This is a genomic window from Acidiferrobacter sp. SPIII_3 (genome assembly GCF_003184265.1).
GTDB lineage: Bacteria > Pseudomonadota > Gammaproteobacteria > Acidiferrobacterales > Acidiferrobacteraceae > Acidiferrobacter.
In genome coordinates this window covers 1,923,292-1,941,020 of sequence record NZ_CP027663.1, presented here as the reverse complement: position 1 = coordinate 1,941,020, position 17,729 = coordinate 1,923,292, and the positions used below count along the sequence as shown (strand labels likewise).

The 17,729-nt window shown below is 62.1% G+C and carries 17 protein-coding genes, 1 tRNA gene and 1 pseudogene; 7 read left to right on the top strand and 12 right to left on the bottom strand.

Annotation, left to right across the window (positions count from 1 at the left end):
* Positions 1-24 precede the first annotated feature (24 nt).
* Positions 25-693, top strand: coding sequence for a DNA-binding protein (locus tag C4901_RS09815; RefSeq protein WP_168185660.1), 669 nt, complete (start codon positions 25-27; stop codon positions 691-693).
* A gap of 477 nt (positions 694-1,170) precedes the next feature.
* Here C4901_RS09815 and C4901_RS09810 read toward each other — a convergent pair whose 3' ends face one another.
* The 4 genes from C4901_RS09810 to C4901_RS09795 form a co-directional block, all read right to left on the bottom strand.
* The gene (locus tag C4901_RS09810) at positions 1,171-1,983 is read right to left on the bottom strand and encodes a metallophosphoesterase (protein ID WP_145960687.1); all 813 of its coding nucleotides are present in this window, start codon (positions 1,981-1,983) and stop codon (positions 1,171-1,173) included.
* Between the two features lie 122 nt (positions 1,984-2,105).
* A complete protein-coding gene (locus C4901_RS09805; RefSeq protein WP_110137174.1) occupies positions 2,106-2,855 on the bottom strand; it encodes a metallophosphoesterase in 750 nt (249 codons plus the stop codon).
* Between the two features lie 76 nt (positions 2,856-2,931).
* Positions 2,932-4,125 (bottom strand): AAA family ATPase, encoded by a 1,194-nt coding sequence (locus C4901_RS09800; RefSeq protein WP_110137173.1) that lies wholly within the window; start codon positions 4,123-4,125, stop codon positions 2,932-2,934.
* Between the two features lie 783 nt (positions 4,126-4,908).
* Positions 4,909-5,451, bottom strand: coding sequence for a hypothetical protein (locus tag C4901_RS09795; protein ID WP_110137172.1), 543 nt, complete (start codon positions 5,449-5,451; stop codon positions 4,909-4,911).
* Between the two features lie 68 nt (positions 5,452-5,519).
* Between C4901_RS09795 and C4901_RS17690 the strand changes: the two genes are divergently transcribed.
* Positions 5,520-5,687, top strand: coding sequence for a hypothetical protein (locus C4901_RS17690; RefSeq protein WP_168185659.1), 168 nt, complete (start codon positions 5,520-5,522; stop codon positions 5,685-5,687).
* 315 nt (positions 5,688-6,002) lie between these two features.
* Positions 6,003-6,254 (top strand): hypothetical protein, encoded by a 252-nt coding sequence (locus tag C4901_RS09790; protein WP_110137171.1) that lies wholly within the window; start codon positions 6,003-6,005, stop codon positions 6,252-6,254.
* Between the two features lie 166 nt (positions 6,255-6,420).
* Here C4901_RS09790 and C4901_RS09785 read toward each other — a convergent pair whose 3' ends face one another.
* Positions 6,421-6,810 (bottom strand): hypothetical protein, encoded by a 390-nt coding sequence (locus C4901_RS09785; protein ID WP_110137170.1) that lies wholly within the window; start codon positions 6,808-6,810, stop codon positions 6,421-6,423.
* Between C4901_RS09785 and C4901_RS09780 the strand changes: the two are divergent.
* Positions 6,809-8,239 (top strand): annotated as a pseudogene (locus C4901_RS09780) (ISL3 family transposase). The gene C4901_RS09785 and the pseudogene C4901_RS09780 overlap by 2 nt on opposite strands.
* Positions 8,240-8,838: 599 nt before the next feature.
* Here the strand turns inward: C4901_RS09780 and C4901_RS19400 are convergent.
* Positions 8,839-8,985: a hypothetical protein gene (locus tag C4901_RS19400; protein WP_370445904.1), complete on the bottom strand. Its 147-nt coding sequence runs from the start codon at positions 8,983-8,985 to the stop codon at positions 8,839-8,841.
* Between the two features lie 543 nt (positions 8,986-9,528).
* Here C4901_RS19400 and glpK point away from each other — a divergent pair.
* Together glpK and C4901_RS09760 are read left to right on the top strand one after the other, a co-directional pair.
* Positions 9,529-11,028, top strand: coding sequence for a glycerol kinase GlpK (gene glpK, locus C4901_RS09765; protein ID WP_110137167.1), 1,500 nt, complete (start codon positions 9,529-9,531; stop codon positions 11,026-11,028).
* An 819-nt stretch (positions 11,029-11,847) separates the two neighbouring features.
* Positions 11,848-12,168 (top strand): hypothetical protein, encoded by a 321-nt coding sequence (locus C4901_RS09760; RefSeq protein ID WP_110137166.1) that lies wholly within the window; start codon positions 11,848-11,850, stop codon positions 12,166-12,168.
* A gap of 183 nt (positions 12,169-12,351) precedes the next feature.
* Here C4901_RS09760 and C4901_RS09755 read toward each other — a convergent pair.
* Positions 12,352-12,428 (bottom strand) — tRNA-Pro (locus tag C4901_RS09755).
* Between the two features lie 163 nt (positions 12,429-12,591).
* On the opposite strand from C4901_RS09755, the gene C4901_RS09750 reads away from it, so the two are divergent.
* Positions 12,592-14,445 (top strand): ABC-F family ATP-binding cassette domain-containing protein, encoded by a 1,854-nt coding sequence (locus tag C4901_RS09750; RefSeq protein ID WP_110137165.1) that lies wholly within the window; start codon positions 12,592-12,594, stop codon positions 14,443-14,445.
* A 6-nt stretch (positions 14,446-14,451) separates the two neighbouring features.
* Here C4901_RS09750 and C4901_RS09745 read toward each other — a convergent pair whose 3' ends face one another.
* From C4901_RS09745 to C4901_RS09725, 5 genes are read right to left on the bottom strand one after another with little or no spacing between them, the layout of a single operon-like run.
* The gene (locus tag C4901_RS09745) at positions 14,452-14,880 is read right to left on the bottom strand and encodes a molybdenum cofactor biosynthesis protein MoaE (RefSeq protein ID WP_110137164.1); all 429 of its coding nucleotides are present in this window, start codon (positions 14,878-14,880) and stop codon (positions 14,452-14,454) included.
* Positions 14,880-15,119, bottom strand: a complete 240-nt coding sequence (locus tag C4901_RS09740; RefSeq protein WP_205735929.1) for a MoaD/ThiS family protein — start codon at positions 15,117-15,119, stop codon at positions 14,880-14,882. Before C4901_RS09740 ends, C4901_RS09745 begins: the two co-directional genes overlap by 1 nt.
* Positions 15,120-15,121: 2 nt before the next feature.
* Positions 15,122-16,141, bottom strand: a complete 1,020-nt coding sequence (gene moaA, locus C4901_RS09735) for a GTP 3',8-cyclase MoaA (protein ID WP_110137162.1) — start codon at positions 16,139-16,141, stop codon at positions 15,122-15,124.
* A 1-nt stretch (position 16,142) separates the two neighbouring features.
* The gene (gene moaC / locus C4901_RS09730) at positions 16,143-16,634 is read right to left on the bottom strand and encodes a cyclic pyranopterin monophosphate synthase MoaC (RefSeq protein ID WP_110137161.1); all 492 of its coding nucleotides are present in this window, start codon (positions 16,632-16,634) and stop codon (positions 16,143-16,145) included.
* Positions 16,635-16,691: 57 nt separating this feature from the next.
* On the bottom strand, positions 16,692-17,720 hold the full coding sequence (locus C4901_RS09725) for a DmsC/YnfH family molybdoenzyme membrane anchor subunit (protein ID WP_110137160.1): 1,029 nt from the start codon (positions 17,718-17,720) through the stop codon (positions 16,692-16,694).
* Positions 17,721-17,729 lie beyond the last annotated feature (9 nt).

The window sequence follows — 17,729 nt, the reverse complement described above, 5'->3', positions numbered from 1 at the left end:
AACTCACCCCCTACAGGAGTTCTCATGTCCCGTCCCGGTATCACCCAAGACCAGGTCTTTGCCGCCGCGCAGGCGCTCGTCGATCGCGCGCAACCGGTCACCGTCCAGGCCCTTCGCGAGGCCCTGGGTCAGGGCAGCTTCACGACCCTCTCCCAGCATCTGCGTGCCTGGAGAAGCCAGGCCCCCACCCCTCCGCTTCCTTCCCTGCCGCCCGCGATCGAGGCCGTCGCGCACCAGGCCCTGACGCGAGTCTGGACCGCGGCCTGGGAACTCGCCCAGCACGAGGTCCAGGCCGCGCGCACGGCGGCGGGCGCCGAGATCGCGCAGTCCCAGGCGCAGGCGCAGGAGGCCCTGCAGGAGGTCACGCGGCTTGAGCGCACCGTACAGGACCAGGAGGGCCGGATCGCGACCCTGCAGCCGGCCCTGGCCACCGCCGAGACCCGTGTGGCCGCGCACGTCGCGCAGATCGGTCAGCTGGAGGCGCGTATCGCGGAACTGAAGGCGGAGCTGGAGGAGGCGCGGCGCCAGCACGATGAGCGCACCGAGGAATGCGGACGACTGCGAGGGGAGCTTGCAGTGTACGCCGCGCTTGCGCCCTCCGATCACGCCAAGAAATCGGGGCGCTCTCCGTCTGCCCGGCCTGATCTCCAGAACACCCACACACAGGAGGCCAAGACCATTGACGGTCTGTGATTATGTAGTGTAAAAATCATCCAACGCGACCGGCTCTCTGGCCGGTCATCTTCGCCCGGATTGATCGGTCATCTTCGACCGGAATCCGCGGGGTGAAGTAGCTACGTGAGACTGGTTTGCCTTAGGCGCACAGTCGCCCCTGCGAGGGCGTCCGGCCGCACATGCCGCTATAGGAGTTGCGTCCGCCCGTCTTCAGTGTGAGGAAATTCGCAAACTGCGGCATCGGATGGCCCGAAACCACACCGTGGCGCTTGGCGCAACGCGTCTTGGTGAGAGTGGCAAGGCCTTGGATCACACGTCTCGCCCGGGAAGCCCAGGCTTTTGAGGAGGTGACCAAGCTCATTCATCTCGATGTGAGGCAGGCAAAACTGAGCGGAGACGTGTTCACCTACCTGCCCCGATAGGACGATACATCGCAGACCGGACATGGCCTGCGCCATCGCCCCGCCTTCTATAAAAAACGGCAAGACAGGTCCCTCAGACCTCTACCGTCCAGCGCGCATCGAACCCTGCCACTGGCACCATGCCGTCATAGCCGCGAGGATTGGCGATGACGCGCATGGATCTCTTGCTTGGAGTAGGCAGGCGATAGTCGCAATGGGTGTGGATGTGGCCATGGATCCAGAGATCGGCGTGGGCCACAAGATCACTCAAATCGCTCGCATAGGCCGCATCCTCGGCAGTATAGGGCGGCTTCTTGCCCAGACTCTGCGGATGGGGCGCGTGGTGGGTGACGACCACCGTGCGGTGGTAGGAGAGGGCGCCGCTATCCCCTGGCGCGCTTGCCGGCTCCACCAGCGCGTGCTCAAGGAAGGCGGCGCTCTCGTCGTGCCAGGCGCAGGCCATGGCGGGGGTGAGCGGCCATTTGGGATACCGTCCCAGACGGATCTGCGTGTAGTCGTTCATGATCTCGGTAACCGCCATGGTGGTTCGCTCGAAGGACAGATAGCCCGCCAGACACAAATCGGTCCACAAGGTCGCCCCAAGAAAGCGCACGCCCTCGATCACGACCGCCGCGTTTTCGAGGAGGTGCACATGGGTCCCCCGGACCTTGGTATAGGCCGCGCGCCACAGGTCGGGCACGGTGCGTTTGCCGTAGAACTCGTGGTTGCCCATCACATAGATCACAGGGCGCGTGAAGGTAGCAAGCGCCCAGTCGAGCCCGAGGAGGCCCACACCGATATCCCCTGCGAGGATATGCACATCGCAGGGGACCGCCGCCACCTGCCGGCGCGGGAGGGCCGCGAACTCGAGATGCAGATCCGACAGCACATGGAGTCTTAGCGTCATGGTCTCCCCCTCCAAGGGAGTATAGGGCCTCGCGGCCCATGCAGGCGATCGCCTGCATAGCGGGTTTCAGTTCTCATGCGTTGCGCGCCCCGGGGGCTTGCGCCTGTGTGAGACGCGCTCTTTCAGCGGCTCCCGCGCGCATGATCGAGGAGGCCGGGACGGATCACGCGCCCCGTGCCGTCCGTCACCCCACGCAGCCCCACTCCCTGGGCGACGAAGCGTAGGGGCGCGCAACGGTCGCCATAGTCCTGATTGTCGTGATGGTGCCCATGGAAGACACGCGCCACGCGCAGGCATTGCGCAAGGGTATCGATCGCCGCGAAGCCATGCGGATGACAACTCGGTGCCTCATGGGTCACGAGGATATCCGCGGATTGGGCGGCAAGTGTCTCATAGGTCTCTGGGAAGATCGACGAGTGGTGCCGTAAGAGTCGCCCCCGGTCGGCCTCCGAAGGCCCGCCCGCGCGGCCCGCCTTCGCCTGTACGCACGCTGCGTAGTCGGCATGGGACGCAAAGGCTGCGCTCTGCGTCCCATCCCAGATTCGTCCTCGAAAGACTCCGCCTAGGCCCGCGATGCGTACGCCCGCGATGGTCACCACGCGCCCATCGAGATTGCGCTCGGGGACCGCTGCAAGATGCGCCCAACCCTCCACCGTATCGCTGTCGTGGTTGCCTGGAATGAACCAGACCGTGCAGCCAAGCGTCTCCCAGGGGGCCGTGAGCTCCGCCCACAGCACCTGGGTCTGGATGTCGCCCAAAAGCACCAAGGCCGCAGGCCGTTCCGTGCGCAGGATCGGCAGGATATGGGCCATGTCGCCATGGACGTCGCCGGCAAAGAGGATGCGCTCAAACGGCTTCACCGATGCGTCCATGCAGACCTCCTGAAATCGCGGGCGTCGTCGGACGCCTCATAGAAAAAAAACCGGACCCCGGTACGGGGTCCGAATCCTACTCGACAAAGCCCATGCGGGGCCGTGCTTCCTCGGTGGTCACTGGGAGGTCGGCTACGCCGACCCGTCGCCGGCCCGCCAGAACCGCCGCCCCCACCGCTTGAGCGAGGCGTCGCTGCACCTCGCGCAGATCGATTGGGGCTGTCGCCAACCGTTCCAGGACCTCTGCGTCCAGGACCGGGCGATCGGCGGGTCGCAGTCCCTGCAAGAGTCGCGCGCTCATGCCGGCGGCGATCTCGCGACGCTCGAGCGGGGTGGGCAGCGCAATGGCCACCTCCCGCAGCCGCGAGCGCAACGGCGCGGGCACCCGCTCGATATCGTTGGCGGTGGCGAGGATCAGGAGGCGACTGGCGTCGCATGTGAACTCCAGGCTGGCATCCCGAAACCGCCGGGCGCTCCTTTCCTCGAGCAGGTCGAGGAGTGCCGGCACCGTCGGGTGCTGCTGGTCCCCGCTCAGCTTGTCCACTTCATCGATCACCAGCACCGAGCAGGCCGTGCGCCCCCGCGCAAGGAGTGTCGCGACCCGCCCCGGGCTCGTGGTTGACCAGTGGCGGCTTGTGCCAGCGATCTCGAAGGCCCCCTGAGTGCCGCCCGCGGAGATGACCTCGCAGTCGACTTTCAGGTACCCGGCCAGGGCCGCGGCAAAGGTGGTCTTGCCGATCCCCGGGGTTCCGTGCAGGAGGAGGGGCGCCACCCGAAAAGCCTCCGGCCGCCGCCGGCCCTGGAGGGCGAGCTCCGGCAGCAGGGCGTCGATCGCCGCGCCAAAGTTCGGGAATCCCTGGCGCAGGTCCCGGCTGAGGCGTTGCAAGGTTGAGCGCGATGGTCGGATCACAGGCCGCAGGCCGTCATCCCGGGCTGCGTCGTGCAGCACCTGCAGGAGCCGCACGGGCTCGTCGCGCCGGCCCTTGGCCGCGTCCTTAATCTCGCGCGCCACGAGTTGCGCATCGAAGATCGGAAGGCCCATCCGCCGTCGTGTGCGCCTAGGTGCGACCGGTATGGCCGTCCCTGGCGGTGGCGCTGGTTTCAGTGGGGCAACCTGATCCGCTCGTAGCCGATCCTCTTCGTCCTCGCGCGCCGCCCGTTCCCATTGCAGGGCGCGAGCAAGGGGCGTAGGCACGACCAGCGGGCAACCACGGTCGCCGTAGCGGATAAAGTCGTTTGAGGCCATCAAGGATTCGCGGAACGTGGTCATGACCGTTTCTCGCCTTGGGGATGGGGTCCCCCCGGATCACGCCACGGACCCCTATAAAAAAACCCCGCGGCGACCAACACGCGGGGTTTTTAGAGAAGGCCGGGACCGACCTATCGCAGTCCCGGTGCGCCGCCCCCCGCCTGCGTGCGCACGCCCTGCCACACGGACGCCCACAGCAGGGCATCCGTGATCCTCAGGGCGTTATGGCGTATCGTGCAGCGCATGGGAGTTCCTAACGGTTCTCGTAAAATGAAGCGCAGGATTATACCCCGGACTTTACGGAAGGCAAGGGCTGGGCTGGCCTATGGAAGCAGCAATTCTCAATGTGACGCCGACCATGGGTATCCAGTAGCGCCGGCGGATGCCGGTCGGCGCCCAGCATCTGGCTCGGAGGTGCTCAAACACGGAAGTTATTACACTGTCACCGAGTATTCGGAGATCCATCACTTCACATTGAGAATTGCTGCTCTGGAGGGGCACGGTTCTGTCAAAGTTGCGCCGCTAACGCTGCGCAATACTCACATTGTGGACCACCATCTCTCTGCTCCGCTATGAGATGCGCCCCATAGAAGCTATGCACGGCCCACCCCCCGCGGGGACAGGAGGCCATCGATGCTCGGCGGCGAGATGCTGCTACCTATCGACGGGACCTCCACAGCCACACACCCATCATCAGGCGCAAACGAGTGCCTGGGCGTTTTATGTATCGGCGCGCATTCTTGCAAAGGTGCATCATAAAGCCTTCCTGATTGACGGCTCAAAAAGGGGGCATGGCGCAACACGTCAAACGAACAACCGATTTTTCGGGGTGCCGCCAGCATGCCACGCGAAGGGATCTGTTCCGCGCATCTCACAACACATCCAGGTCCTGGTGGTCAGAAGATCACTGACGAAGTGGACACCCGCCAGGCCTTCGTAGGCGTAGAGCGTGTGCGCGCCAATAATCGTCGTGGCCTCGCGGTCGTGCCTCATGTCGCCTAGGGCGCGCAGGATCGCCCCGCCATTTTCGAAACACACCCCAACGAAAGCCCGGTAGACGCGCGCCTGACGGGCCAGACGCTCATCGAAGAGGTGCCGCCTGTTCGGGATGGCGGCCTTGCGCGCCTGGAAATTGGCAAGAGTCCGCTCGGTGTCGAAGGAGCGGGGAACCAGGCTTTTTATGACGCCACGAGACAGAGCGCGCACAAGACTGTCCTTGTTGCCCGTACGCTGCCAGGAGAGCCCGCCCTGCGTCCGTTGCGACTCTTGCCGCACCTCCCAGGCCGTGAAGAGTCGCCGCTGGTTGATGGCGGTGCGCCGCTGTTTATTGTCCAGTATTTTGTACAATAGGGGGTTTATCATTCAATAGACAAAACACGACAAAATGGGATAAAATATTGTCAATAATAATGGTTATGTCCGTAAAATCGGGGATGGCGCGCGGCGTGGCCGGGGATCTGAAGAGGGCATCAATCGTCACTTTGGTGACTGCTGCAGACAATAACGTGACGATGTACCGTGTCACCTTATTGACCATCTTATTGATGGCCGATGCCCGGCTTTGTGTGAACTGCGACGAGTAAGATGGTCGTGCGCATGGCGTTATGCGCATGTTCCGCCGATTAAATTGTCATATGCTCCGTAGCACGGAAGATCCCGAGTGTGGTGGCGACTAGAAGGGATGCCGAAGCCGAGAAGGCTGTTCGCCGATTGTTAGAAATGATCAGCCATCACTATCGCGGCGTTGATGCCATGCCGTATGGAGCTCGGGCATGCGGCGCACGCCAACCGGATCGTGGCGCGGATGCGACTGTTTTACCTTATGGTGAGCGGCAGTGTATGTCGCCAATAACATTTGCATGGGCGGCCGGCATTAGGAGGAGAGATAGGAGATAGCGATGCGGGATAGCGCGCGCGAAGGCAGTGTCAGACGGTATGTGGAAGAACTTGCCCGGCGACATGGGGTGGTGTATGTGAGGACCGGTACCGATGCCCTAGCTGAACTCATCACACACTTATCTGATGATGATGTGCGAGCCAATGATGAGACAGAGAACCTGATTTTGGCGCTCAGGCGCGCGGATGTGATTGACGGCCCCACCATGATTTCTCTTCTTGGGCAATATCTGGATGAGTGTCGAGCTATTTGATGTGTTTCACGACCATGGCCCAGCGAGTTATCTCCTCAGTGTCAGGCGTGACAAAGATTATGAGAAGATAAGAATGTTTGGCTCTTCAGCGAAATTAGTGGGTGCAATTCAGGGCTCGGAGCCCGTCAGGAACCGGTAGAAGTGGGCACACACGGTATCGTAGGCCTCATGCTCGCGCACATAACGCGCATCGTCGCGCATCGTTCCACAAAGGACCACCCTGCGCGTGAATGTATTTGAGAATGAGGGCGCGACCGGATAGTCGCCGGTCGCGCTCCTCGAAGTGGGTCCGATGAATAATCTCGCCGCCCAAGATCCAGAGATAATCGGCGTACTTCTTCACGGTTTTCTTCGTCCGGTGTTCGGCGATCAAGGCCAGGAGAAAGGGCGTAAACTCCGCCGCGATCCGTTCGCCCACCGGCACGTCCAGATCGGGGAAGCCCGCCCAGCTTTCTGGCCAGCGCTCGATGTCTTTACAATAGGTCTTGAGTGTCACCAGGGCCTCCGAAGACGCCCGTGGCGAACCCTGAATCGAGGAGGCTGCGCGCTTAACCATGGAACTCACGACATTATTGAATCGTTGTCATCATTTCAAGGGCTTCGTGTATGGTAAGACCTGGTTTGCCGAGACCCGCCCCAACACCATCGAGGTCGAGGTGATTCCCCGTCAGGGCTCAAAGCCTTATTGCTCGGGCTGCGGGAAGCGCCGGGCGGGTTACGACCGGCTGCCCGAACGGTCCTTTGAGTTTATTCCGTTTTGGGGATTCGCGGTCTTCTTCCTTTACGCAAGACGGCGTGTGGACTGTCCCACATGCGGCGTTGTCGCCGAGATCCTTCCGTTTTGGGGATTCGCGGTCTTCTTCCTTTACGCAAGACGGCGTGTGGACTGTCCCACATGCGGCGTTGTCGCCGAGATCCTGCCCTGGGCCTGCGGTAAACACCATTTGACGACAGCCTACATGCAGTTCCTTGCGACCTGGGCCCGGAAACTCTCATGGTTGGAGGTCTCCCGGTCGTTTCATACCTCGTGGGATCAGGTGTATCGCTCGGTCGAGTGGATCGTGCGCTGGGACCTGGGCCCGGAAACTCTCATGGTTGGAGGTCTCCCGGTCGTTTCATACCTCGTGGGATCAGGTGTATCGCTCGGTCGAGTGGATCGTGCGCTGGGGGCTGGAACACCGGGTCTTGGTCCCCATCAAGGCCTTCGGGGTCGACGAGATCGCCTACAGCCGGGGGCACAAATATCTCACGCTCGCCTATCAGATCGAGGCCGGCATGGTGCGTCTCTTGTGGGTGGGTAAGGAACGCACCGTGAAGACCTTCGAGGGCTTCTTCACCATGCTGGGGCCGGAGACCTGCGCCGGCATCGAGTTCGTCTGCTCGGACATGTGGCGACCCTATATCCGCGTGATTCGGGAACGCTGTTCCCAAGCCGTGCATATCCTCGACCGTTTCCATATCGTCGCCAAGATGAATGACGCCTTGGATGAGGTGCGTGCCGAGGAGGCCCGAGAGCTGGTACGCAATGGCCGGGAGCCGGTGCTGAAGAAGTCCCGCTGGTGCCTCTTGAAGCGCTCCGAGAATCTCACCACCCCCAGAAGGGACGGCTCAAAGAACTGCTGCGCTATAACCTGAAAAGCGTCCGGGCCTACCTACTGAAGGAAGACTTCCAGCAGTTCTGGGAGTACGCCTCGCCGACCTGGGCCGGCAAGTTCCTGGATGCCTGGTGCACGACGGCGTTGCGCTCCCGCATCGAACCCATGAAGAAGATGGCCCGGATGTGCCGGCGCCACCGACCGCTGATCCTGAACTGGTTCAAGGCCAAAGGCCAGATCTCCAACGGCATCGTCGAGGGCCTGAACACCAAGGCCAAACTGACCATCAGAAAATCGTACGGCTTCCGATCCCCGGAGATCCTCGAAATGGCGCTATATCATGCACTTGGCAAGCTTCCTGAGCCAAAGCTCACCCATGAATTTTACTGAGGAGCCGAATGTTTTATGGTAATACATATAGCACCCACATCGAGCAGGAATTGGCATATCGGTCATGACGCAAAACTCTTTCGTGCAACGACTCCCTGCAAGTACATCGTCTTCTCTTCATAGATAATGGCGACGCCCGGAGTATGCCGAGCCTTAGGTACGAACAAGAGAATATCAGGGAATCCGAACTCCTGGTTATTGAGCAGTCGGTATTATTGGAGGTCATAGGGGAAGGCGAGCAAGGGGTCAGGGGCTTTAGATCGAGTGGGCGCAAGGTCGTTCACCTTGGCGCGCGCGAGTGCGCGTCCCCTCAGTTGCATGTCGGCGTGCAAGCATATTTGGGTCGTCTCCGGTTATCTTGGCATGGAACGACCAGCGTCTCAGAGCTGACCCGGAGCGTCTGGTGATTGTGGGATATCGCCCGAACGACCACGGAGGCCGTGCGCGTGTTGCGAAGGCCTTAACCTGGAGGTGGGTGGGGCGCTCGTGGTCGACAAAAGTCGCGTGCGGCTGCTTTGACCAACAAGGGATCGGTAGCATCCCGGCAAGTCGTTTAATGTCTTGATAGCTGATAGGGAGTCCGGTTCGGATGTCTCTCGTTACGCCGCCCCGGAGGGTGGCGCTATCTCCGCTGATGCCTCCAGGGTCAGGGCGCAATTCGCCAGGATCCAATCGTCTTTTTGCTCCATAAGGATAGTGTCGACGAGGCGCATAATGCTGTACCCATTCGGGGAGACCCAGACCACGTTCGCGTAGCGTGTGACCTGCTTGCTCAGCGGCTTGAGGGGGTTTGGTCGAGTGGATCTTCACGCGGGGTAGCCCATGAAGGTCACCACATGCTTGGCCTCATCAAGCTGGCTTGTAAAGGCAAGTGGCGTCCTTCTGTCGCCGCGGCCAAGAGCTCGGGGCATTCGGAAAGCCTGGCGATCGTCTCGCGACTTGGCGCGCCGCCGATGGTTTCGCTCCGTTCAGGTCGCGGCTATCATTACGCCATGCCGAATGCAAAAACAGCCTACGCCTACAACCCCCCGGTCTCTCGCGTATACCGTGATATTGGCCATACCTCGCCCGACCACCGCAGTCCATGGGCGGGGATATCCGGGTTAGCCACAATGCGTGATGATGATCCCGGATGGGGTCGTGCCCTAGGTGGGGTATTTTCCGCATAGTGATCATTATCCAGGAAAGGAGACCCGTCCGGCCCGCCACTTGATGACATCTGCGAGATGAGAGTATCGGATGGCAACGGGCGAAGCCTGTTTGGATTTCTTCGAGCGAGGAGTAAGGGTATGTCACGGTATGTCGGCGCTGTGGATCAAGGAACGACGAGTTCGCGTTTTATCGTATTCGATAGACGGGGGTCGACCGTGTCGGTTGCCCAAAAAGAGCATGATCAGATCTATCCGAAGCCTGGTTGGGTCGAGCACGATCCGCTCCAGATCCTGAGCAACACGAAGGAAGTGATGGGCGCAGCACTTGCGCGCGCCAATCTATCAGCAAGGGATATTGTTGCCGTCGGCATCACGAATCAGCGCGAAACGACGCTTCTTTGGGACAGGACAACCGGCAAGCCGATTTGTAACGCGTTGGTCTGGATGGACACTCGGACCAACGACCTCGTTCAGCGCTATGTGAGGGATGGTGGCCAAAACCGGTTTCGCGTAACCACAGGTCTGCCGATCACGACCTATTTCTCGAGCCTCAAGCTGCTTTGGATATTCGAGAATGTACCCGGTGCGCGGGAAAAGGCGGAAGCGGGTGACGCAATGTTTGGGACAGTGGACTCTTGGCTCATCTGGAATCTCACCGGGGGCACGAATGGGGGTTGTCACGTGACGGACGTGACTAACGCGAGCCGCACCCAGTTGATGAATCTGGCGACCTGCGATTGGGATGACGCCCTCTTGAGTGCATTCAAAATTCCGCGTGCCTGCTTACCCCAGATTGTGCCGTCATCGGCAGTCCACGGGGAAATCCGAATCTCGCCTTTGAACGGGACAAAGATCGCCGGTATTCTGGGCGACCAGCAAGCGGCATTGTTCGGTCAGACGTGCTTTGCGCCCGGTGAGGCGAAGAACACGTACGGTACGGGGTCGTTCTTGCTCATGAACACCGGCACAACTCGCGTCCAGTCAAAGGCGGGACTGCTGACGACAGTCGCATACAAGTTGGGAGACGACGTGCCTCATTACGCCTTGGAAGGCTCGATTGCTATTACGGGAGCCCTGGTTCAGTGGCTACGGGATAACCTCAAGCTATTCGACGACGTGGCCCAGATTGAGCCGCTCGCCCGGAGTGTCGATGATAACGGCGGTGTTTACATCGTTCCGGCGTTTTCCGGACTCTACGCGCCATACTGGAAGGGTAGCGCGCGCGGCATTATCGCCGGTCTCACGCGGTTTGTGACCCGCGCTCATTTGGCGCGCGCATCGCTAGAGTCAGCCGCGTACCAGGTGCGCGATGTCGTTGAAGCCATGGAGGAAGATTCTGGTATCAACGTGTCGACCCTGAAGACGGATGGCGGCATGGTTGGCAACGAACTGCTTATGCAGTTTCAAGCAGATATACTAAACGTACCCGTTGCCAGGCCTAAGGTCACTGAAACGACAGCGTTGGGCGCCGCTTACGCAGCGGGACTGGCGGTTGGGTACTGGAAAAATATCGAGGATCTGAAGGCAAACTGGGATATAGGTAAGTCCTGGGAGCCCGCCATGTCGGAAGAAACTCGGGCAAGGTACTGCGCGTTTTGGAAAAAGGCAGTCGCGCGGTCGCTCGATTGGGTCGATTGAATATGGATCATGAGTGAGAACCGAATTGGATGGTTCGACGGCCACTTTCTAGGTCATTTAAGACGCGTAGTCGCCTTTCTATGTCTTTTCGATATACGGGACGGAGTCGATTACGGCGCGCCATTTTGGGAAAACGCGGGGAGGATGCGAAGTCTACGGGCGCACCCATGTCGGCGGCAAGGCCAGCGATTCATCCGGCAATGGGCGTAGGAACGGGCGGGTGAGCGTAGGCCACCTGCAATGATGCCAGATGCGCCCCAGACAAGGGGCTCCTGGAGTCGCTTCAAGACACGCGGGCTGCCGAGGTTGCGACCGCCCGGAACCGCGAGATAGGGGTGTATATCCACGCCTATGAGCGCGGTGATCTCGCAAGCCTCCGCGTCGAAGCGGTTTGTGCGGTTCTTGCGAACCCAGGGTGAAGGCCGGCTTGCCTGCGCTTGCGTTCCGCGACAGTGGGTTTATGCGGAATCAGTCTTAAGGGCCGGGAATCCTGCCATACGACCCGGGGATTTTTGAGCGTATGCATGTCTCCTCGGCCGGTGAAACCGGCGCGGTTTTTGGCGCCCACGCGGGCCGGGTTTCTGGCCAAAGTCGGCTATTGCAATACGCTTCCCCCAGGCTTTGGAGCCAGGTTCGCGACCGCAGTGGAAGAGGCTGGCGCGTGCTGTGGCCTTCCGGCATTCGCTCCTGTCAGAACGCGACCGACGTGAACCGTACCTCTTGTCTTGAGATGAGCAGGAGCGCCTGTTTGCGGCACTGCCCGCATCTGGCCAGCATGGCGCTCTTCAAGGTCAACACGGGTTGTCGGGAGCGGGAGGTGTGCCGTTGCAATGGGAGTGGGAGGTGGTCGTGCCGGAATTAGGAACATCCGTGTTTTTGATTCCTGCGGTGTACGTCAAGAATCGACGCAAGCGTTGCGTGGTGTTGAATCAGGTCGCCAAGGCAGTCATCGAGGCGCAGCGCGGACGGCGCTCCCCATATGTCTTCAATTACCGCGGCCACCCGGTCCAGAAGATAAATTCCCGGGCCCGGCGGCGTGCACGCACGGAGGCGGACGTCCCATTGGCGCATATGCATGACCTGAAGCGCACGTTTGGAGCGCGGCTGCGCGCGGCGGGGGTGCGCTTCGAGGACCGGTAGGGTTTGCTTGGCCACGAATCGACGCGCATCACCGACCACTACTCGGCGGCGGAATTGAGTCAGCTCATTGAGGCGGCCAATCGGGTCTGTGGTGAAAAGTCCCGCAAAAGCCCCGCACTCATTTTGCGGAAACCGGCGGCTCGGAAAAGAGTCTATGTAACTTCTTGATAGGGCTGGGATATTTGGTCGGGGCGAGAGGATTTGAACCTCCGACCACCTGAACCCCATTCAGGTGCGCTACCAGGCTGCGCTACGCCCCGTTCCGGGTGGCATCATACCGTAAGCGCCCTTAGTATCAAAGATGCTATTGGATGGGGGTGGCGGGGGCCGGGGTGTGCGCGAGGCCCGTTGGGCGAGAGCGGACCGGATGAGGCGGTTGGTGCATGCATCGCCAAGCATGGCCGCAGTCCGTAGAATACGCGGATGCTTAATGTCCGTGATCTGTCGTTCCGCGTGGGTGGCGAGGAGCTCTTCCGCGACGTCTCGTTTGAAGTCTACCGGGGCCAGCGGATCGGTCTTGTCGGCCGCAATGGCTCGGGGAAGTCCACACTCCTCAGAATCATCCATGAGCGCCTGGAACCGGAGGAGGGGCGGCTTGAGTTCGCGGGGGCGGTGAGTGTCGTGGCGGTGGCCCAGGAGACCCCGGATACGGATGCCTCGGTGCTGGCGTGTAGCCTGGACGGGGATCCGGAGTTGCGGGCCTTGGAGAAAGACCTGGCGAGCGGGGTCCACGATGAGCGCTATTTCGCTGCCCAGGCCCGCTATGAGGCGATCGAAGGTTTCAGCGCCGCGGCGCGCGCGAGCCAGCTCTTGGCCGGATTGGGCTTCTCGCAAGAGGATCTGGGGCGGCCCGTCCAGGTCTTGAGTGGGGGTTGGCGCATGCGCCTGAATCTTGCCCGCGCGCTCATGGCTCGCGCCGATCTGTTGCTGCTGGACGAACCCACCAACCACCTGGATCTCGAGGCCATCGCCTGGCTCGAGCAGTATCTGGCGCGCTTCGATGGGGCATTGCTAGTCGTATCACACGATCGGGATTTCCTGAACGCGGTGGTCAATCGCGTAGCGGCGATCCATGATCGCACCTTGTCCTTATATGCCGGATCATACGATGCCTACGTCGAACGCCGTGCCCTCGAGGCCGTCCAGCGGGAGGCGGCGGAGAGCAAGCAGGCGGCGCAGGTTGAGGCGTTGGAGCGCTTCGTGGCGCGCTTTCGGGCCAAGGCCAGCAAGGCACGCCAGGCGCAGAGCCGCTTGAAGATGTTGGAGCGCATGGAGCGCGTGACCAAGCTTCGTGGCGAGGTCCGCTACACGCTGCCGTTGAAGGGCCCCGAACGCGTGCCGGATACCTTGATCACGCTACGCGATGTGGCGTTCGGTTACCCGGATGCCGCTGCGTTGTTTGCGGGCGTGGGCATCACGGTGGCGCCGGGTGATCGCATTGGCGTGATCGGTCGCAACGGCGCTGGCAAGTCGACCTTCCTGAAGGTCCTTTTGGGGGCGCTTGCGCCGAGTGCGGGGACGCGCACCGCGACCGCCGGCCTTACTGTCGGATATTTTGCGCAGCATCAACTGGAGCAGCTCGATCCACAGGGCACCCCGCTTTCCTACATGGTGGCCCTGGACCCGGCCGCACCCTTGCAGGCCTTGCGCGACTATCTGGGAGGCTTTGGCTTCGGCTCGGGCGGTCTGGAGCGGGCGATCCAGGGGCTGTCGGGTGGGGAGAAGAGCCGGCTTGTGCTGGCCGGCCTGTCGTGGGGCCGCCCCCATCTCTTGTTGCTCGATGAGCCCACCAACCATCTCGATCTGGAGATGCGTGAGGCCTTGGGCTACGCCCTGCAGGACTATAGCGGGGCCTTGATTCTGGTGTCACATGATCGCCATCTGATCCGTTCGTGCGCCGATACCTTGTGGCTGGTGGGGGACTGTGGAGTACGGGAGTACGCCGGCGATCTCGAGGATTATCAGCGGGAGACGGTCGCATCGCGTGCGCCGAAGGTCGTGGCGAGGCCCAAAAAGGAGGGGCGACGCCCCACCATATCTCCCAAGGCCTATCGGCGCGAGCAACAGGCCATCGAGGCGCGTATGGCGGTGGATGCCGCGCGTCTTGCCGAGATCGATGGGGTATTGGGTGATCCGCGTGCCTACCAGCAGGGGGGAGAGACCATAAAGGTCCTGCAGGCCGAGCGCGCGACCGTCACGGCCCGCCAGGCCGCCGATGAGGAGCAGTGGCTGGCCCTGGAGGAAAAGCTGGCCGAGGTCGCGGCGCGCCTATCTTAGGCCCTGCTATTCCAGGCCCTGCGGGCTCTGACCCGGTACCCAAACGGCGCCCTCGGGCGAGATCTCCTTTTTCCAGAAGGGGGCGCGGGTCTTCAGGGCATCGACGATCGCCTGGCAGCCGGCGAAGGCCTCGGCCCTGTGTGCCGACCACACGGTGACGAGCACGATGCGTTCATGGCAGGCGAGGCGCCCATGGCGATGGATGATGAGCACCTCTTGAAGATTGTAGCGGGCCTGGGCGGATGCGCCGATGCGAGACAGTTCCGCGCGCGTCATCTCCGGGTAGTGTTCGATCTCGAGCGCTGTGATCGTGCGATCCTGCGCGCTGTCGCGCACCGTGCCGACGAAGCTTACCCGCGCGCCCGCGCCCTTGACATCGAGCGCCTGCGCCTCGCGCTCGGCATCGAAGTCTCCGGTCTGCAGTCTGACGATCATCAGCCGCCGCTCACGGGCGGGAAGAATGCGACTTCGTCGCCGTCGTGGACGAGGCTTGCGAGCGACGCATGTTCGCAGTTGATGGCGACGAGAAGGGGTTTGGGGAGATCGGCGACTCGCGCACCGGCAAGCGCCTCCAGCACATCCGAGGCGCGCTGAGGTGTGTCGGCGGGCGCGAGCTTGCGCGTGTCGCACCCGAGGATCTCGCGCACCGCGGCAAAACAGCGAACGGTGATCACAGTCAGCCTCCCAAACGCATCATATAGACGGGCGCCGCGCGTCCGGGTTCATCGTTGAAGGTGTGTCGCTCGGGCTTTTCGTGCCAGACTTTATCACGGATGAGATCCGCCAGGGCCTCGGGCGTCAACCCGGCGCGTAGCGGCGCGAGGAGATCGACCCCGTCGTCCTGGCCCAGGCAATAGACAAGTCGCCCGGTGGAGGTCAGGCGCACGCGGTTGCAACCGGCGCAGAAGTTCTGGCTGATGGGGCTTATGAAGCCGATATCGCTGGCAAAACCGGCGACGCCAAACCGCCGGGCGGGCCCGTCATCGGGCGCCCTCGGACGTGCCACCAGGGCGTGCGAGCGCGCAATACATGCCTCGGCCTCGGCCACGCTCACGTAGCTTTCGGCGCGGCTTGTGCTGCCGGCAATCCCTAAGGGCATGGTCTCTATGAACTGGATGTCGAAGCGCTCGGCAAGTGCGAAGTCGACGAGCGCCGGGATCTCAGCGAAATTCTCGTCTTTCAGGAGGACCACGTTCAATTTGATGTGCGGGATGGACTCGCGGGCGATGAAAAGACCGCGCAGGACCCGGTTCACATCACCCCCGCGGGTGATGCGCGCGAAACGCTCCGGCACGAGGCTGTCGAGACTCACATTGAGGCGCTTCAGGCCCGCGTCCGCCAGCGCCCCGGCGAGCCGGTCGAGCAGGTAGCCGTTGGTGCTGACGCTCAGCTTCTCGATGCCGAGGCCGCGGGCATGGGCGATGCGGTCGACAAGCCAGGGGTAGAGCAGCGGTTCGCCGCCGGTGAAGCGCATATGGCGCACGCCGAGGCTACGAAACACCGAAAGCAGCTGGTCGAGTTCGGCGGGCGCCAGATGGTCCTTGCGCGCAAAGCGCGGTGTGCCTTTTTCAGGAGAGCAATATCGGCAGCGCAGGTTGCAGTGCTCGGTCAGCGATACCCGCAGATAGGAAATCCGGCGACCGAAACGGTCATGGAGATCCTTTGCCTGCGGGACGAGGACCCCGGCGTCTGCCATATCACGTGCGATCCCAGGTTCCAGAGCGGCCTCCCTCCTTGTGCACCAAGCGGATTCCGTCAATGACCATGCCGCGGTCCATGGCCTTACACATATCGTAAACGGTCAAGAGCGCAATGCCTACGGCCGTCAGGGCCTCCATCTCCACGCCGGTCACATAGCGCGTGCGGACACTGACCGAGCAGCGCAGGCAGGTGGCATCCACGAATGCCCAGCTGACATCAAGTCCCGAGATCGGGACCTGATGACAGAGCGGGATCAAGGCATCGGTGCGCTTGGCGGCCTGGATGGCGGCCAGCCGCGCGACACCGAGGACATCGCCCTTGCGAGTCGTGCCGGCGCGGATGGTGTCAGCGGTCGCCTCGGCCATGGTGATGTGCCCCTCGGCCGTGGCCACCCTGGAGGTGACGACCTTCTCGGTCACATCCACCATGTGTGCCTGGCCATGCGCATCGAAGTGCGTAAGGCCGCCGTTTTCCCTCTCGTCCGCCATGACCCGGCTCTCGCGCTCGTGATCTTCGGGCACTATAACGGCCGGCGCCGATAAGCTCTAGCGTTTCTCGTAACTCGGGACGAGCGGCTTTCTGGCCACCGCCGGGCTCACCGCCCCGCCGCGCAAGGCCGGATGCATCTGCGGCAGGGAGCCAGGCATGCGGCCGTGGTAGAGATTCACCACATGCTGGGCCTCCACGAAGAACAGGTAGCGCTCGAGCCCGATCCCGATGAAGGCCAGCAGTGGCGCCAACAGCACGCCCAGACCAAGGGACATGTGGGCGGCGGCAAGCAGGATGGCCATGGGCGCAAGGAATCCCAGGGCATAGACCGCGATCTTGAAGTTCCGGGCGCGGGCCGGGCTTATGCAGTTGCTGAACTCATGGGTCAGAAACGTGCCGAAGGTGTGCCCCTGATCCAGGAGTTTCACCCGTCCCCCCGTAAAACCCGTGGCGGTCTGCAGGGTCGTGCCGCTCGGGGCGCCGATCCAGAAGTAATAGATCGCCTTCATGACCCCGGCCGCCACCAGCAGGGCGCAGGCCGCGCTTACTAGTATGAGATCCGGCCCACGGGCCAGCACCCGGCTGGTTGCGACGATGGTCATGCCGAGCGCAAGCCCGAGGGCGTAAAAATTCGCCGGGACGAGCGGTGTATGCCACTGCCGTATGGTCCGCAGGCAGGCGTAGATCATGCCCTGGCAGAAGATCGTGATAAGCCCGACCAGAGCTGCGACGTTGCCGAGCACGAGCGCCCCGCCATCTTGGTCGGTGTTTGTGAAGAACACCCAGCCCAGATAGGCGATGGCCAGCGGATAGAACAGCACCGCGAACACGCCCTCGCGTGCAAGCCATGAGGTCCGCCAGCGGGTGAACGCCCGCCAGGCATTCTTCGGGTTCGCGAGGTGCGCAGTCGACGACACCATGCCCATGGTCACGAGCAGCAAGGCGAGCGCCACGAGGATGGCGGTACGCAACGGGCTCAAGCCTCCGTCGATAGTGAAGTCGTTCACGACTGCGACCATCGCCATGAGACCGAATCCGGCGCCCGAGAAGAGCGTTAAGAATATGACGGCAAGTGACGGGTTCATATTTTAAGC

Excerpts from the sequence above, each read along its gene's own strand:
- C4901_RS09785 (WP_110137170.1), bottom strand. The coding sequence starts at position 6,810 with ATGGTTAAGCGCGCAGCCTCCTCGATTCAGGGTTCGCCACGGGCGTCT.
- C4901_RS17690 (WP_168185659.1), top strand. The coding sequence starts at position 5,520 with ATGTCCGTAAAATCGGGGATGGCGCGCGGCGTGGCCGGGGATCTGAAG.
- C4901_RS09810 (WP_145960687.1), bottom strand. The coding sequence starts at position 1,983 with ATGACGCTAAGACTCCATGTGCTGTCGGATCTGCATCTCGAGTTCGCG.
- C4901_RS09805 (WP_110137174.1), bottom strand. The coding sequence starts at position 2,855 with ATGGACGCATCGGTGAAGCCGTTTGAGCGCATCCTCTTTGCCGGCGAC.
- glpK (WP_110137167.1), top strand. The coding sequence starts at position 9,529 with ATGTCACGGTATGTCGGCGCTGTGGATCAAGGAACGACGAGTTCGCGT.
- moaA (WP_110137162.1), bottom strand. The coding sequence starts at position 16,141 with ATGGCAGACGCCGGGGTCCTCGTCCCGCAGGCAAAGGATCTCCATGAC.
- C4901_RS09750 (WP_110137165.1), top strand. The coding sequence starts at position 12,592 with ATGCTTAATGTCCGTGATCTGTCGTTCCGCGTGGGTGGCGAGGAGCTC.
- moaC (WP_110137161.1), bottom strand. The coding sequence starts at position 16,634 with ATGGCGGACGAGAGGGAAAACGGCGGCCTTACGCACTTCGATGCGCAT.
- C4901_RS09815 (WP_168185660.1), top strand. The coding sequence starts at position 25 with ATGTCCCGTCCCGGTATCACCCAAGACCAGGTCTTTGCCGCCGCGCAG.
- C4901_RS09790 (WP_110137171.1), top strand. The coding sequence starts at position 6,003 with ATGCGGGATAGCGCGCGCGAAGGCAGTGTCAGACGGTATGTGGAAGAA.
- C4901_RS09725 (WP_110137160.1), bottom strand. The coding sequence starts at position 17,720 with ATGAACCCGTCACTTGCCGTCATATTCTTAACGCTCTTCTCGGGCGCC.
- C4901_RS09745 (WP_110137164.1), bottom strand. The coding sequence starts at position 14,880 with ATGATCGTCAGACTGCAGACCGGAGACTTCGATGCCGAGCGCGAGGCG.
- C4901_RS09800 (WP_110137173.1), bottom strand. The coding sequence starts at position 4,125 with ATGACCACGTTCCGCGAATCCTTGATGGCCTCAAACGACTTTATCCGC.